This is a genomic window from Wocania ichthyoenteri Th78 (assembly GCF_000789235.1).
Taxonomy (GTDB): Bacteria; Bacteroidota; Bacteroidia; order Flavobacteriales; family Flavobacteriaceae; genus Wocania_A; species Wocania_A ichthyoenteri.
Genome location: NZ_KN525716.1, coordinates 287,354 through 299,947 on the forward strand (window position 1 = coordinate 287,354; position 12,594 = coordinate 299,947).

A 12,594-nucleotide genomic window follows, 5' to 3' on the forward strand; every position below is an offset into this window, starting at 1 on the left:
CATCGAGGTATCAAAACAATGTTAGTTGATTTGGATGCACTTTTTATATTCTTTTTACATTCCTTGATTTTTAACATATTACCTAATCACTTCTTCGTTTGAGTATTATCCAACTGTATTTACATAAAAACTACTAGTCCAAAACTTACCTCCCCATAGTTTTTCCTTAATCTCTGGAAATCTCTGAAACAATTGTTTTGCAGTAATACTTTTTAACATTCTAATCATTTTTGAAACCGAATAATTTGGAACACTTTGAACTAAAAAATGTACGTGATTAGATTCATAACCTATCTCTATAAAATGTACCTCATAACGTTCTGAAATTTCCAAACAAATACTTTTTAACCCCTCGCCTATTTCTTCTGTTATGACTGATTTTCTATATTTCAATGGAAAAACTAAATGATAAAGTAACAAGCTTTTATTATGCCTTTTTAAAATATGTTCACTCATTTCTCGAAAGTACACTTTTTTAAAGTGTTTTGAAAAACTCTCCGTTTTTCAAACTTTTCAGCTAAACCCCGAGGCAGAGCCTCGAGGAATTCTTTAGATTAAAATAATAAAAATTAACAATATATCAAACTAAAACTAATCTATTCAGCTTAAAATTAATCTTTTTTCTACTATTTTAATACTAAAAACAAAAAACCCCAAGTTTTCACTTAGGATTCATTAAATTTATAATTAAAATCGATTATCGACTACCCCTCAGGATGCATAAAGCGTTGTTTCGCTAACAACTCTTCTTCGGTTTCAACTACATCTTCATCTGGCACACAACAATCTACAGGACAAACCGCAGCACATTGTGGCTCATCATGAAATCCTTTACACTCCGTACATTTATCTGGTACAATGTAATAAATCTCATCACTTACCGGCTCTTGCGCTTCGTCCGCATCAACTTCATTACCATTAGTTAAAACCACGGTTCCATTTAAACTTGTTCCATCTTTATAGCGCCAATCGTCCGCGCCTTCATATATTGCTGTATTTGGGCATTCTGGTTCACAAGCACCACAATTTATACATTCGTCTGTTATTATAATTGCCATAGCGTTTTTTCTCTTGAGTTTGCTTAAATTTGCAGACGCAAAAATAAAGCCAAAACCATTCATAACCAAATATAGTAATGAATTTACAACAAAGAATTAACGCTTTTGTAAAATTAGGAGATTTTATAAGTCAATTTTCTAATGAAGCTATCCAAAAAAAGGATAATGTGAAACATAACGATACATTCTTTGATGGTTTTAAACATCAATTAAGGTTAGCCAAAGAACATAATGGTTGGTTTACAGAAGAGAATATAGCATTTGCATTAAATGGTTGGTCAAACTCCCTAACTCTTGAAAACTTAACGAAGTGGTTACAACCTTATAATTTAGATGCTATTAGCCCTAAAAAAATCGCCATTATTATGGCAGGAAATATTCCGTTAGTTGGCTTTCATGATTTCTTATCGGTTTTAATCTCTGGTCATAATATATTGGTTAAACAATCATCAAACGATAAACACCTGCTACCCTACTTAGCTAAGTATTTAGAATATGTTGAAAATGATTTTAAAGGTAAAATTGAATTTACCGAAGAAAAATTAACAGATTTTGATGCCGTAATAGCTACAGGAAGCAACAATACAGCACGCTATTTCGAATATTATTTTAAAGGCAAACCTTCAATTATTAGAAATAGTAGGAATTCAATTGCAGTTTTAAATGGAAAAGAATCTACTGAAAATTTAAAAAACCTATCTGAAGATATTTTTAGATATTATGGCTTAGGTTGCAGAAATGTATCTAAAATTTTTGTGCCAAAAAATTATAAATTCGACACCTTCTTTCAAGCCATATATCATTGGCACACAATAATTGACAAAGCTAAATACGCCAATAATTACGACTATAATAAAGCCGTATATTTAATGAGCGAATTTGACATGCTAGAAAACGGTTTTTTTATGATTAAAGAAGATGAAAGCTACGCATCACCAATAGCAACTTTATTTTATGAATATTATGATGATACAGAACAATTAAAAGAAAAAATAAAAACTGATTCTAATAAAATTCAATGTGTTGTTTCAAGCGGATTTATAAACAATGAAATTGCTTTTGGTAAAACACAAAAACCTCAGCTTTGGGATTATGCAGATGATGTAGATACTATTGCATTTTTATTAGAAATATAAGCTAAAAATTATTGATTATATAACACAAAATCTCATATTAATTAAGACCTTTGTATCATAAATTTCACTATAAAATGAAAAAACACAACTTTAGCGCAGGACCATGTATTTTACCTCAAGAAGTCTTACTAAAAGCATCTGAGGCAGTCATAGATTTTGATAACAGCGGCTTATCATTAATCGAAATTTCACACAGAAGCAAAGCTTTTGTTGACGTGATGGAAAAAGCCAGAGCTTTAGCTTTAGAATTACTTGGTTTAGAAGGTAAAGGTTACAAAGCATTATTTTTACAAGGTGGAGCAAGCACACAGTTTTTAATGGTTGCTTTAAATCTTTTAGAAAAAAGAGCAGGTTATTTAAACTCTGGAACTTGGGCAGATAAAGCCATAAAAGAAGCCAAAATTTATGATGATATTTATGAAGTTGGCTCCTCAAAAGATGCCAACTATAACTATATCCCTAAAGGCTACGATATTCCTTCAGATTACGACTATTTCCATTGCACATCAAACAACACCATCTTCGGAACGCAAATGAAATCATTTCCAAAGTGTGATATCCCTATGGTTTGCGATATGAGTAGTGATATATTTTCACGTTCGTTAGATTTTACTCAATTCGATTTAATATACGCCGGAGCACAAAAAAATATGGGTCCAGCAGGAACAACTCTTGTAGTTATTAAAGAAGATATTCTTGGTAAAGTATCGCGTAAAATTCCATCAATGATGGATTACAAAACGCATATAAGCAAAGGTAGTATGTTTAACACTCCTCCTGTTTTTGCTGTTTACACATCAATGCTAACTTTAGAATGGCTAAAAAATCTTGGTGGCATTTCTGCTATTGAAAAAGAAAACGAAAAGAAAGCACGCTTAATGTATTCTGAGATTGATTTGAATCCATTATTTAAAGGTTTTGCAACCAAAGAAGACCGTTCAAATATGAATGCAACATTCACTTTAGAAAATGAAAACCTGAAAGAAACCTTTGAAACCATGTTAAAAGAAGGTGGTATTAATGGTTTAAATGGTCACAGAAGTGTTGGCGGCTACAGAGCATCTATGTATAATGCATTACCCCTAGACAGTGTTAAAGCATTAGTAGAAATAATGAGCGAATTAGAAAGTAAAGCGTAATAGATTAGCATTTGTCATTCCCACGAAGAAGGGAGTCTCATGAAGCTAACTAAAATATAATTATTAAGATTCCCACATTCGTGGGAATGACAAAAATAGAAATTCAATGAAAGTATTAGCAAACGATGGCATTTCTCAAAGCGGTATTGATGCCTTAGAAAAAGGTGGTTACCAAGTAATTACTACCACTGTAGCACAAGAGCAATTAGAGAATTACATCAACGAAAAAGAAATAAGTGTTTTATTGGTACGTAGTGCAACTACCGTACGTAAAGATTTAATCGATGCCTGCCCAAGTCTAAAAATTATTGGACGTGGTGGTGTTGGTATGGATAATATTGATGTAGAATACGCTAGAGAAAAAGGGTTAAAAGTAATTAACACTCCTGCAGCCTCATCTCATTCTGTTGCAGAATTAGTATTTGGTCACCTTTACGGATTAGCACGTTACTTACATAACTCAAACAGGGATATGCCATTAGAAGGTGATAGTAACTTTAAAGGTTTAAAGAAAGCGTATGCTAAAGGCACCGAATTAAAAGGAAAAACGTTAGGTGTTTTAGGGTTTGGTCGTATTGGTCAAGCTACTGCTAAAGTCGCTCTTGGAGCTGGTATGAAAGTAGTTGCTTTCGACCCGTTTTTAGATAAAGTAAATTTAGAGTTAGATTTTTTTGACGGACAAACTTTAAGTTTTGAAATTGAAACTATTTCTAAAGAAGACGTTTTAAAACAATCAGATTTTATTACTTTACATGTTCCAGCACAAAAAGATTACGTTATTGATGAAGCTGAATTTAACATGATGAAAGATGGTGTAATTATAGCTAATGCAGCTCGTGGTGGTGTAGTAAACGAAGTAGCACTTGTAAAAGCTATTGAAAATGGGAAAGTAGCTAGAGCAGCTTTAGATGTTTTTGAAAAAGAGCCTAAACCAGAAATTCAATTATTAATGAATCCTGCATTATCACTAACACCGCATACTGGAGCAGCAACTAACGAAGCGCAAGATAGAATTGGCACAGAATTAGCATCCCAAATAATAAGTATTATGGGATAAAAGAATTCTTTTAAAATAAAATGTGACCGAAACGGTACAATTGAGTCCTAACTATATGTTGGGACTTTTTTTGTACCTTGAACTTCCAATTTATTAATTTTTAAAAAACAAAATATAAATCATGTCAGGAATTTTAGACTTATTAAACAGTGATCTAGGAAAAACTATTATAAGTGGTGTTTCTAATCAAACCAATCAACCGCAAAATAAAACACAAGATGTTTTAACTATGGCTTTGCCAGTATTAATGCAAGCCATGAGACGAAACGCAGCAACACCACAAGGAGCAGAAGGATTACTTGGTGCTTTAAGCAGCAAACACGATGGTAGTATCTTAGATAATTTAGGAGGGCTATTTAGCGGTGGCGTTGATAATAATGTTGTAAATGACGGAGAAAAAATTCTTGGACATGTTTTAGGTGGAAAACAAAGACATGTTGAAAACGCTTTAAGTCAAAAATCTGGAATGGATGCTGGCTCAATTGCTCAAATACTTAAAGTTGCTGCTCCTATTTTAATGGGTGTATTAGGTAAACAAAGTAAACAACAACAAGTAAATAGTCCAAGTGGTATTGAAGGTTTATTAGGTGGATTATTAAAAGGAAACTCTCCACAGCAAGAGCAAAGCTTTTTAGAATCTATTCTTGATGCTGATGGCGATGGTAGTGTAATTGATGATGTTGCAGGAATGGTGTTAGGTGGTGATAAAAAGAAAGGCGGACTTGGTGGATTATTAGGTGGCCTTTTTGGAAGTAAGTAAAATGTAATACTTTTTATAAATGCAAAATGCTAAACGATACAGTTTGGCATTTTTTGTTAAAATCATATAAAAATCAAATGATTAAGGAATGATTTTTGTACCTTTAAATTAAAAAAGTTATGAGAACGTATATTTATCTAATCCTAGTATTAGGTTTTCTTATTAGTTGCAACACTTCAAAAAGAATCCCTACAAAAAGTAAAGAAGAAGCTAACAAAATAACAGCAAACGATACTGTAACAATTGCCAATGATGAATTGGAGTACGAAATTATCATTATTGAACCTGGCTTTAATTTTTGGCTAGCTAGCAGAGCAAGACCAGAAGGTTATTATTCTCAACAATTTTTAGAAAACAGAAATTATCAGTATGTAGTGGAATGGAATCAAAGAGTATTACAGCCTAATCGCTATAATCCAGACCTTTACGAAATGCAAATTGACTACCAACGTGGAATAGATTATGGATACGATGTGAATTATAAGTTATATAATTATTTTATTTATTTTCAATTAACTTACAAACAACAATTAGCTGGCTTTACACCTAGAATTTAAAACTCTTTTAACTATTTTTGCATTCAAATTTTTATTGTGAAAAAGTTTAAAGAACATTGGGATATACATCAGAATTGGCAACTTATTCTTCCTTTTTTAGGATTAGTAGCTTTAGGTTATTCATCTTTTAAATTATCAAATGTATTTCTAAAAGATGATAATATCATTTTAACTTTGTTATTAAGTGGCGTTATCTTTTTTTTACTTTTAAAATTAACCCTTTTTATTTTTAATAAATTAGAAAAAAAATGGAATGTAACTTATAAGTGGGAAATGATTAGCATCTTTTTGGTGTTTGCCACTACAGGTTCTTCATCGTTATTTGTTAGTAGACCGCTAATAAAATTAATGGGTATAAACAAAGATAACCTTCCAGGTTTTGCATATTGGATATTGTATATTATTATAGGGTTTATTTTTTACCAAATACTGCTTGTTTTAATAGGATGGTTTTTTGGGCAATACAAGTTTTTTTGGGGGTTTGAAAAAAAGATGCTTCGTAGAATTGGTTTTAAACGCTTTTTAGATTAGTGCAACTCGTTAAAGAACATATCGTTTTTAGAGTAATTACAATATTTATTGCTCTTGTATTTTTAGTGCCATCGGCTGTAAAATTTGCGCATATATTTACACACCACACGCACGAAGTTTGTAACGATTACTCAACAACACATATACACAAAGTAGATATTGATTGTGATTTTTATAAGTTTAAACTCAATAAAAATTTCACTTATGCCTTTTTTAATGTTCATTTATTTTTAGAAAAAAATGAGCCTCAGCAAATTGCATCACAATACTATTTTTTAAGTAAATATCAACGTTTACAAACTTCTCTTCGTGGCCCGCCATCTTTAATTTAATAATACAAAAAGTCTGCTGATTTTTTTCAGCTTAAATAATTATTAAATTAAAAATACAAATATGAAGTTATTTCTTAATATGTTGCTATTGCTAGCAATATCAAATTTATATTCACAAAACAAAATAGAAGGCACTGTAACCGAAGCTAACACAAATTTTAGATTAGCTTATGCAAATGTTTATATTCCTCATTTAGAAAAAGGAACAATTACTAATGAAAATGGCATTTTTACATTAGATAATTTACCAACAGGTAGATACACTATTCTATTCTCAATTATTGGGTACGAAACACAATCGTTAAGTCTTACTATTCCATCAAACAATCCCATTTCAGTAGAATTAACACCATCTGCAATAGAAATGGAAAGTATTATTATTTCAACACCATTTCATAAATTACAGCGTGATAATGTTATGAAGGTTGAACACAAAAATATAACAGATTTAAAAGCAAATGGAGCCACATCTTTAGCTGACGGCATTACCAATATTGCAGGTGTCGAAAGCGTTACAACTGGTTTAGGCATAGGAAAACCTGTTATTAGAGGACTGAGTTCTAACCGCGTATTGGTATACACACAAGGTATTCGTTTAGAAAATCAGCAATTTGGTAGCGAACATGGTTTAGGCGTTAACGACGCTGGTATTGAAAGTGTTGAGATTATAAAAGGTCCTGCATCGCTACTTTATGGTAGTGATGCCTTAGGTGGAGTACTTTACCTAAATCCTGAAAAATTTGCAAATAACAATACAGCTTCGGGTGATTTTGGTGCTAATTATTACAGCAGTACCAATGGCTTTAATACCAATGCTGGTTATAAATCTTCGGCTAATAATTTTAAATTTTTATTTAGAGGAAGCCTTACTGAACATTCTGATTATAAAACAAAAGCGTATCGAGTTACCAATACACGTTATAGAGAACAAGATTTTAAAGCAGGTTTAGGCTATCAAAACCATAAGTTCAAATCTGAGTTTAGATATAATCTTAATAATTCTAAATTAGGAATTCCTGAAGAAATTGGAGAGCAATCAACTAGTAGAACACCTTTACTTCCTTTTCAAAACATTACAAACCATGTGTTTAGCTCAAAATCAACGCTATTTTTAAATGAATCGAAATTAGACATCAATTTAGGATTTATTTATAATGATAGAAAAGAATTTGAAGAACATCATCATGAAAGCGAAGAAGAGGAACATGAAGATGACGAAATATTAGAAGCGGCTCTTCGCATGAAACTAAAAACATTTAATTACGATGTAAAATACCATTTACCAAAATTGGGCAAATTTGAAACTATTGTTGGTGTTCAAGGGATGAATCAAACTAATTCAAATTATGGCGAAGAACAATTAATTCCAGATGCAACAACTAACGATTTTGGACTGTTAGCAACGTCTCATATTCATTTTGAAAAGCTAGACATTCAGCTAGGTGCACGTTTTGATAACCGAAACATAAATGTTGCTTCAGGCGTAAAAAAAGACTTCAACAGTTTTAATGGTGCTTTTGGTATTAAAAAGACTGTTCTTAATAACTTAACTGCAAGACTAAACTTTGCAACGGGTTTTAGAGCACCAAATTTATCTGAACTCACATCTGACGGCACTCACGAAGGCACAAACCGATACGAAATAGGAAACATCAATTTAAAAAGTGAGCAAAATTTTCAAACAGATATTGCTTTAGAGTTTAAAAATGAGCATTTGGAAATTTTTGTTAATGGTTTTTACAACAGTATAAACAATTATATTTTCCTTTCTCCTAATGGAAATCAAATTGACGATACACCAGTTTATCTATATTTACAAAATAACGCTAAGCTTTATGGTGGAGAATTTGGATTACATCTACATCCACACCCTTTAGATTGGTTACATTTTGAGGCGAGTTTTGAAACCGTTACTGGAAAGCTGAAAAATGACACGTATTTACCGCTTATTCCAGCAAATTCTATAAGCAATATTATAAGAATTGAATTTGAAGATAACTGGATTAAAAAGGGCTATACTTTTGTTAAATTAAAATCTACATTTAAACAAAACAATGTAGGTGATTTTGAAACAAATACAAACGGATACAATCTTTTAAGTGCTGGTTTTGGTGGTAGCTTTTCAGTTTTTAAAAATGAATTAAATGTAACGTTATCTGGAAACAATTTAACCAATAAAACGTATATGAATCATTTGTCACGCTTAAAACCTGATGGCATTTTCAACATCGGTAGGACTATTAATTTAGGATTTACTTATAGTTTATAACTAAAAAATGCCTTTCAAATTTGAAAGGCATTTTTTTTGTGTTTATTATGATATTATTTATTGTCAGCTTCAACCTCAACCACAATAGGTTTTTCTTCTTTATTAAAAACATAGGTTAAAAACCACATGATTGTAAATGTTGGAATAATGTCAAATCCTGGTATGGCTTCTTCAATAAACGATACTACACCAGCTATTTTTCCTTTAGTGCCTTTGTACATTTTACTCATTAAATAAGCTGATGCTGGTGCCCAAATTATATCTAAAAGGGTTAGCATACCAACTATATCAAATAATATGCTTAATGCTAATTTTTTATTTTTACTTAAATTTTCTAATTTCATAGGTGTTTGTTTTTAAACTATATAACGCAAGAAACATACCAAAAATTACTTTCCAATAAGTTTTAAAAACTCATTTCTAGTTTCAATTTTCTCAAATTGTCCTCTAAACCCAGAAGTTGTTGTTATTGAGTTTTGCTTTTGTACACCTCGCATCATCATACACATGTGCGAAGCTTCAATAACCACGGCAACCCCTTGTGGCTTTAGGGTGTCATTTATACAATCTAATACTTGTTCTGTTAACCGTTCTTGTACTTGTAATCGTCTTGCAAATACATCAATAATCCTAGGCAATTTGCTCAACCCAACTATATGTCCGTTTGGTATATATGCAATATGCGCTTTTCCAAAAAAAGGTAAAATATGGTGTTCGCAAAGCGAATATAATTCGATGTCTTTTACAATAACCATTTCGTTATAAGATTCTTTAAACATAGCGCTTTTAAGAATTTCAACAGGGTCTTGATGGTAACCTTGAGTTAAAAACTGCATTGCTTTTGCAGCGCGTTCGGGTGTTTTTAACAAACCATCCCTATCGGTATCTTCACCTAAGTCCTCAATAATATTTTTGTATCTATCCTTAACATCATCAGTTACTTGCATATTATACTCTTCAAATTTTTTATATGGCATGTTATGTTTTATTAAGATTCCTTCCTTATTGTCAAAATGGCAACTTAAACTGAAATTTCTTATTTGAATAAAAATAGTCAAAAAATATTAACAATTACTTTAGTTTTTTAACGTTTACTTAAGATTAATGCATTTTTAACAAAACTACATTTGTTAAAAATGTAACATGTATTACTAAAAACCATCTTTTAATCATCAAACAAAAAAACAAACCAACTTTAATGAGGCAACTCATCTCGTTCTGCTTTATTTTATTTTGCTCTTTTTTAGCCAATACACAAGGTAAAAAAACATTAAATATTGTAAGAACAACTACTGCTCCAAAAATTGACGGTGTTTTAAATGACCATGCGTGGAAAAATGCAGATAGCGCCAAAAACTTTACACAGTTTAGACCAGAAATGGGTGTTCCAGAAAAAGCACATCAAAAAACTATTGTTAAAATAACTTATGACGACAATGCTATTTATGTTGCTGCCTATTTAAAAGATAAGCCCAAAGATATTCAAAAACAATTTACTAGTCGCGATAATTTTGGACAATCAGATTTTTTCACATTAGTACTAAATCCTAATAACGATGCTCAAAACGATACTGAATTTTTTGTATTTAGTTCTGGAACACAAGCCGATGCCATCGCTTCCCCAAGTATTGATGATGGCGAAGATTTTGGATGGAATGCCGTTTGGGATAGTGCCGTAAAAATTGTTGATGATGGTTGGATTGTTGAAATGAAAATACCTTATAGAACACTACGTTTTTCAAATGATGATGTTCAAACTTGGGGACTACAATTTCATAGACGTTTTAGAATTGATAACTCGCAATATTCGTGGAATCCTATAGATAGAACCAAAGGTAATATTGGTTTATATCACGGCGAATTATTGGGTATTAAAAACATTAAACCCCCAACACGATTAAGTTTTTATCCGTTTGTATCTGGAATATCAACATCTTTTGATGGTGAACATGAAACCGATTTTAATGTTGGTTTAGATGTAAAATACGGTATCACCGAAAATTTTACTTTAGACGCTACTTTGATACCTGATTTCAGTCAAGCTGCTTTTGACAATGTAAGATTGAATTTAGGCCCTTTTGAACAAACGTTTAACGAACAGCGTCAATTTTTTAAAGAAGGTGTCGATTTATTTAATAAAGGTGATTTATTTTTTTCAAGGCGCATTGGAAATTCGCCAACAGAACGAGGAGCTATCGAAGAAGAGCTAATAAGTAACGACAACATAAATGAAGAAATTATAGATAACCCAAATATAGTTAAAACATTAAATGCTGTTAAAGTCTCTGGGCGTACTAAAAAAGGTTTGGGCATTGGTTTTTTTAATGCTATAACTGAAAAAACAGAAGTCAAAATAAAAACAACTGAATACATTAGAGACCAAAACACACAAGTCATAACAGATAGCGTTATCTCTTATAGAAATAGAGTTACAGAACCTCTTGCAAATTATAACATTTTGGTTCTCGACCAACAGTTTAATGGTAATTCATCTGTAAGTCTTATAAACACAAATGTTACTAGAGATGGCGGTTATCGAGACGGAAACGTTACTGGACTTTTAGCCGATATTTCGAATAAAAGAAACACCTATAATATTCGTGGTCAAGTAAAGATGAGTAATGTAAATTTAGATGACGGTATGAGCACAGGTTTAAGTTCGTTTTTTATGATTAGAAAATCGCATGGTAAGTTTCGTTATAGTTTCGATCACAGTTTTGCAGATGAGGAATACGATATTAACGATCTTGGTTTAAACAATAGAAACAATTTTAGCAATTTTGGTGTTGATGCGTCATATCAAATATTCGAACCCACAAAAAAGTTGAATGATTTTAGAGTTAATACCTGGATAAATTATCGTCGTTTATATAATCCAAATACATACACAGGAACAAATTTTGGTTTACGGTTTAATGCACAAACAAAAAAACTTATGTGGTTTGGAGCTAGAATTAATTTTCAACCAGGAAAGCAATACGACTATTTTGAACCTCGCGATTTTGAAAACAAACGTTTTTTTATTTATAAAAACTTTGGATCAACAGGTGTTTGGTTTGAAACTAATTCCAACAAAATGTTCTCTATAGAAGTCAACCTAGGGTCGTTTACCATGTTTGATAACGAAAGAGATTTTTTTGGGTATGAGTTTGAAATTGAACCTACTTTTAGGTTTAATGATAAGTTTAGAATGTCTTACGAATTAGAATATCAAAATAACAATGGAAGTCGCGGTTTTGTAGATAATATAAATGATGATATTATTTTTGGTGAACGCAATGTAGTTTCTATTGAAAATGGAGTTTCTGGAGCTTATAATTTTAATCCTCTAAATGCTTTAAGCATCACTTTTAGAAACTTTTGGAGTACCGTAAATTATGATTACGACTTATTTGTACTTGAAAACGACGGCACTTTATCTACAACCAATGGTTACAATACAAATAGTTTAGAAGATAATCCAAACATCAATTTTAATACTTGGAATTTAGATTTACGCTACTCGTGGCAATTTGCTCCAGGTAGCCAACTAACCGCTTTATACAGAAACTCACTTTTCAATTCCGATACCGCCTCTAAAGATACTTATTTTAATAGCTTAAATACTCTATTCGATCAACCTATAAAGCATGTGTTTTCATTAAAACTTCAATATTTTATTGATTATTCAAATCTTAAAAATGTTTTTAAAAGGAAAAGTAACAGTTAATCGTTGCTTATAAATCTATAAAGCAGTACTTTCATTCCCTAATTAT

At 31.3% G+C, this 12,594-nt stretch carries 13 protein-coding genes; 9 read left to right on the forward strand and 4 right to left on the reverse strand.

The features are described from left to right. Positions 1-105 precede the first annotated feature (105 nt). Together tnpA and RG22_RS01355 are read right to left on the reverse strand one after the other, a co-directional pair. The gene (gene tnpA / locus RG22_RS01350) at positions 106-456 is read right to left on the reverse strand and encodes an IS200/IS605 family transposase (protein ID WP_204244169.1); all 351 of its coding nucleotides are present in this window, start codon (positions 454-456) and stop codon (positions 106-108) included. A 248-nt stretch (positions 457-704) separates the two neighbouring features. Continuing rightward, the gene (locus RG22_RS01355; protein WP_034045582.1) at positions 705-1,058 is read right to left on the reverse strand and encodes a 4Fe-4S dicluster domain-containing protein; all 354 of its coding nucleotides are present in this window, start codon (positions 1,056-1,058) and stop codon (positions 705-707) included. 77 nt (positions 1,059-1,135) lie between these two features. On the opposite strand from RG22_RS01355, the gene RG22_RS01360 reads away from it, so the two are divergent. The 8 genes from RG22_RS01360 to RG22_RS01395 all read left to right on the forward strand — a co-directional run bounded on the left by RG22_RS01360 (position 1,136) and on the right by RG22_RS01395 (position 8,839). Beyond that, positions 1,136-2,194: an acyl-CoA reductase gene (locus RG22_RS01360; RefSeq protein ID WP_034040192.1), complete on the forward strand. Its 1,059-nt coding sequence runs from the start codon at positions 1,136-1,138 to the stop codon at positions 2,192-2,194. A 74-nt stretch (positions 2,195-2,268) separates the two neighbouring features. Then, positions 2,269-3,333 carry a 3-phosphoserine/phosphohydroxythreonine transaminase gene (gene serC / locus RG22_RS01365; RefSeq protein WP_034040193.1) on the forward strand — a complete coding sequence of 355 codons (1,065 nt, stop codon included), beginning with the start codon at positions 2,269-2,271 and terminating at the stop codon, positions 3,331-3,333. Positions 3,334-3,439: 106 nt separating this feature from the next. Next, positions 3,440-4,390, forward strand: coding sequence for a D-2-hydroxyacid dehydrogenase (locus RG22_RS01370; RefSeq protein WP_034040195.1), 951 nt, complete (start codon positions 3,440-3,442; stop codon positions 4,388-4,390). A 121-nt stretch (positions 4,391-4,511) separates the two neighbouring features. Next, entirely contained in the window at positions 4,512-5,150 is a 639-nt protein-coding gene (locus RG22_RS01375; protein WP_034040196.1) for a DUF937 domain-containing protein, read from the forward strand. 119 nt (positions 5,151-5,269) lie between these two features. Then, a complete protein-coding gene (locus RG22_RS01380) occupies positions 5,270-5,707 on the forward strand; it encodes a DUF6146 family protein (protein WP_034040197.1) in 438 nt (145 codons plus the stop codon). Positions 5,708-5,743: 36 nt separating this feature from the next. Beyond that, on the forward strand, positions 5,744-6,238 hold the full coding sequence (locus RG22_RS01385; RefSeq protein ID WP_034040198.1) for a DUF6787 family protein: 495 nt from the start codon (positions 5,744-5,746) through the stop codon (positions 6,236-6,238). Further along, complete coding sequence (locus RG22_RS01390) at positions 6,238-6,570, forward strand: hypothetical protein (RefSeq protein WP_052143584.1); 333 nt, start codon at positions 6,238-6,240, stop codon at positions 6,568-6,570. Before RG22_RS01385 ends, RG22_RS01390 begins: the two co-directional genes overlap by 1 nt. Before the next feature lie 61 nt (positions 6,571-6,631). Continuing rightward, positions 6,632-8,839: a TonB-dependent receptor gene (locus RG22_RS01395; RefSeq protein ID WP_034040199.1), complete on the forward strand. Its 2,208-nt coding sequence runs from the start codon at positions 6,632-6,634 to the stop codon at positions 8,837-8,839. A 53-nt stretch (positions 8,840-8,892) separates the two neighbouring features. Here RG22_RS01395 and RG22_RS01400 read toward each other — a convergent pair whose 3' ends face one another. Both RG22_RS01400 and folE read right to left on the reverse strand, forming a co-directional pair. Beyond that, on the reverse strand, positions 8,893-9,183 hold the full coding sequence (locus tag RG22_RS01400) for a hypothetical protein (protein WP_034040200.1): 291 nt from the start codon (positions 9,181-9,183) through the stop codon (positions 8,893-8,895). 45 nt (positions 9,184-9,228) lie between these two features. Continuing rightward, positions 9,229-9,816, reverse strand: coding sequence for a GTP cyclohydrolase I FolE (gene folE / locus RG22_RS01405; RefSeq protein ID WP_034040202.1), 588 nt, complete (start codon positions 9,814-9,816; stop codon positions 9,229-9,231). Between the two features lie 221 nt (positions 9,817-10,037). Here folE and RG22_RS01410 point away from each other — a divergent pair, with 221 nt between their 5' ends. Then, positions 10,038-12,548 (forward strand): DUF5916 domain-containing protein, encoded by a 2,511-nt coding sequence (locus tag RG22_RS01410; protein ID WP_034040204.1) that lies wholly within the window; start codon positions 10,038-10,040, stop codon positions 12,546-12,548. The last annotated feature ends 46 nt before the right edge of the window (positions 12,549-12,594 follow it).

Excerpts from the sequence above, each read along its gene's own strand:
- tnpA (WP_204244169.1), bottom strand. The coding sequence starts at position 456 with ATGAGTGAACATATTTTAAAAAGGCATAATAAAAGCTTGTTACTTTAT.
- RG22_RS01355 (WP_034045582.1), bottom strand. The coding sequence starts at position 1,058 with ATGGCAATTATAATAACAGACGAATGTATAAATTGTGGTGCTTGTGAA.
- RG22_RS01360 (WP_034040192.1), top strand. The coding sequence starts at position 1,136 with ATGAATTTACAACAAAGAATTAACGCTTTTGTAAAATTAGGAGATTTT.
- serC (WP_034040193.1), top strand. The coding sequence starts at position 2,269 with ATGAAAAAACACAACTTTAGCGCAGGACCATGTATTTTACCTCAAGAA.
- RG22_RS01370 (WP_034040195.1), top strand. The coding sequence starts at position 3,440 with ATGAAAGTATTAGCAAACGATGGCATTTCTCAAAGCGGTATTGATGCC.
- RG22_RS01375 (WP_034040196.1), top strand. The coding sequence starts at position 4,512 with ATGTCAGGAATTTTAGACTTATTAAACAGTGATCTAGGAAAAACTATT.
- RG22_RS01380 (WP_034040197.1), top strand. The coding sequence starts at position 5,270 with ATGAGAACGTATATTTATCTAATCCTAGTATTAGGTTTTCTTATTAGT.
- RG22_RS01395 (WP_034040199.1), top strand. The coding sequence starts at position 6,632 with ATGAAGTTATTTCTTAATATGTTGCTATTGCTAGCAATATCAAATTTA.
- RG22_RS01400 (WP_034040200.1), bottom strand. The coding sequence starts at position 9,183 with ATGAAATTAGAAAATTTAAGTAAAAATAAAAAATTAGCATTAAGCATA.
- folE (WP_034040202.1), bottom strand. The coding sequence starts at position 9,816 with ATGCCATATAAAAAATTTGAAGAGTATAATATGCAAGTAACTGATGAT.
- RG22_RS01410 (WP_034040204.1), top strand. The coding sequence starts at position 10,038 with ATGAGGCAACTCATCTCGTTCTGCTTTATTTTATTTTGCTCTTTTTTA.